Origin of the sequence: Paraburkholderia sp. Ac-20340, from assembly GCF_017104965.1 — a bacterium.
Taxonomy (GTDB): Bacteria; Pseudomonadota; Gammaproteobacteria; order Burkholderiales; family Burkholderiaceae; genus Paraburkholderia.
Genome location: NZ_JAAGPR010000076.1, coordinates 1 through 2,993, shown reverse-complemented (window position 1 = coordinate 2,993; position 2,993 = coordinate 1). Strand labels below are relative to the sequence as shown.

Below are 2,993 nucleotides of genomic sequence, written 5' to 3'. Positions count from 1 at the left end.
CCGCCGCGGTGAGCGCCGCGCCGTGCAGATAGCCGCGCGCGAGGTTGTCGCCGCCGATGCACAACTCGCCCGCCGCGCCAGGCGCGACGTGCGCGCCGTCGCGGTCGAGCACGCGCAGCGCCGTGTCGTGCAGCGCGACGCCCAGCGTCACCGGCTGACCGGCTGCCACGCGGCCGATGCTCGACCAGATCGTGGTTTCGGTCGGGCCGTAGACGTTGCGCAGATCGACGCCGCGTTGCAGCAGCGCGGTGGCGAGATCGCCGGACAACGCCTCGCCGCCGCAGAGCGCCTTGAGCCGCTGGGTGCTCTCATGCGTGCGCAGATGCGAGCCCAGCGGCGCGGCGGCGCGCGCTTCGCTTTCCAGCACCATGCGCCAGCCCGTCGGCGTGGCCTGCATCACGGTCGCGCCGCTTTGCGCCAGCAGATCGAGCAGACGCGCGCCGTCGAGCACGGCGTCGCGCGAGGCCAGTTCCACGCGCGCGCCGCGCGTGAGCGGCAGATGCAGTTCGAGCGCGGCGATATCGAAGGAAATCGTCGTCACGCTGAGCCAGACGTCGCGCGAGGAGAAGTCCAGATGCTGTTCCAGGCTCGCGAGCAGGCGGTCGAGGCTCGCGTGGCTCACGCACACGCCTTTCGGCTCGCCGGTCGAACCGGAGGTGTAGATCACGTAGGCGGCCTGTTCGGGCGCGATGGGCGTGGCGAGGTCGGTCGGCGCTTCGTTGGCGACATCGCTGGCATCGACGAGCGTGCGGTCCGCGAAGCAATCGGCGAGGCGCGCGGCGCTGGCCGCGTCGGTCACGATCAGGTCGATGCACGCGTGATCGAGGATGCGCTGCAGCCGTTGCGGCGGATGCGACGGGTCGAGCGGCACATAGGCCGCGCCGGTTTTGCTCACGCCGTAGAGCGCGGCAACCATCGCCGCCGAGCGCGCCACGCACACGCCGATGCGCCGTTCCGCACGCGCGCCGTGACGCAGCAGCCGATGCGCGATGCGATTCGACCAGGCGTTCAAGGCGGCATAGTCGATCGCCTCATCTTCGCAACTAACAGCCAGCGCCGCAGGGCGCTGTACGGCTTGGGCCGCGAGGCGCGCGCCAATCGGCGCGAAGGCATGACCGGCGATGCGCGGCAGGCGGACGGTGGTGGCATCGGTGGCATCGGTAGCAAAAGAAGCCGCTTGCAGGCCGAGTTCGGCAACCGCGCGTTCTTCGCCGTTGCACAGCGCATCGAGCGCATCGCGCCACGCCTGCGCCAGTGCGGGCAGTCGCGCGGCGCTCACGCGCGCGCCATCCGCGAGCCAGCTGACGTGGCCTTCGCGGTCGTTCGACATCAGGATGGTCAGCGGATAGTGCGTGCGTTCGACCGAGGCCACGCCGCTCACGCGCAGCGCGCCGAAGCGTCCGCGCAGCGAGTCGTCGAGCGGATAGTTTTCGAACACGAGCAGGCTGTCGAACAGCGCGTCGCCGCTGCGGCCGCTCCAGCGTTGCAGATCGGCGAGCGACACGTGGCCCGCTTCCTGACGCTGCGCCTGGCGTGCGTGCAGCGCGCGCAGCCAGTCGCCGGTGCGCTGCGCGGCGGGCACTTCGATCAGCGCGGGCAGGCTGTTGATAAAGAGGCCGACCATCTGCTGCGAGCCCGCCAGTTGTGCGGGACGGCCGGCGACCGTCGTGCCGAACGCCACGTGACGGCCGAAGCCGCGGCGCGCCAGCACCAGCGCCCACGCGGCCTGCGCGAGCGTATTCACGGTGACGCGCTGGCGTTGCGCGGTTGCGCGCAGGCGCGCGGCGAAGTCGGCGCCGAGCGTTTGGGCATACGTGGCCGATGCGGCTGCGCTGCTTTGATCGGCGGATTGATGTTGCAGCAGCGGTTGCAGCAGCGTAGCTGGTTCTGGATGGCGCTCGAATTCGTCGAGCCACCGGTCGCGCGGTTCAGGTTGCGCGCGCAACCATTCGACGTAAGCGCGGAACGGCTGCGTGGGCGCGGCGTGCGTGCTGTGACCGGCCACGCGCGCGGCGTAATCGTCGGCGATTTCGCCCAGCAGTTGTGCGCTGCTCCAGCCGTCGAGCAAGGCGTGATGGATCGTACGCACGAGGTCGTGCGCGCCGTCCGGGCGGCGCAGCAGCGTCAGACGCAGCAGCGGCGCGCGCGTGAAGTCGAAGCCGCGCAGGCGGTCGGCTTCGCACCAGGCGTCGAGCGCATCGGCATAACGCGCGGGATCGCCATCGGCGAGATCGTCGATTTCCTCGAAGGGCACAGTGGCCGTGTGCTGCACGATCTGCAAGGGTGCGCCCTGCGACGGCAGCGCGAAGCGCGTGCGCAGAATCTCATGCCGGTCGAGCGCCGATTGCCACGCGGCGCGCAGGGCCGCGCGGTCGAGTGGGCCGTCGAGCGTCAGGCGCAACTGGTTGACGTAGACGCCCGCGCCCGCGTCGAGCGCGTGGAACAGCAGGCCGCTTTGCAGCGGCGTCGCGGGGTAGAGGTCGCGCACGTCGCGCGGGTCGAGGCGCAGCGCGTCGAGCGCGTCCTGGCTCAGCGCGGCGAGCGGGAAATCGGCGGCGTCGAGCGCGATGTCGCCCGCTGCGCAACGCGCGGCCAGCGCGCCGAGTTGCGCTTCGAAGCGCGTCGCGAGCGTTTGCGCGGCGGCCGCGTCCAGACGCGCGGGCAGGTGGCGCAAGCTCACGCTCAGGCGTGCGTTGGCGACCCAGGCGTTGACGTCGAGCGCGTAGTCGATCGGCGAATCGGCGTGGATCGCGGGGCCGACGTCTTCGTCGAGCGCGAAGGACAGCACGCCAGCCAGTTCGCCGGAGCCCGGCAGGCTCTGGTCGAAGCGGCCGAGGTAGTTGAAGCTGATCGCGGGCGTAGCCGTGCCGTAGACGTAGCGGCCGCCGAAGCCGAACGAACGCAGATCGCGGATCGTGCCCGAACCTGCCGTGTTGACGTTCGCGAGCGTCGTCGAGAAGGTCGTGGTCGAAGCCGAAGCCGGGTACGTGATG

1 protein-coding gene is annotated in these 2,993 nt (G+C 70.9%); it reads right to left on the bottom strand.

Going from position 1 to position 2,993, the window contains the following annotated elements; genetic code table 11:
* Positions 1–2,993 (bottom strand): AMP-binding protein (locus G3N59_RS36730; protein ID WP_205987904.1); only part of this gene is annotated, 2,993 nt, incomplete at both ends.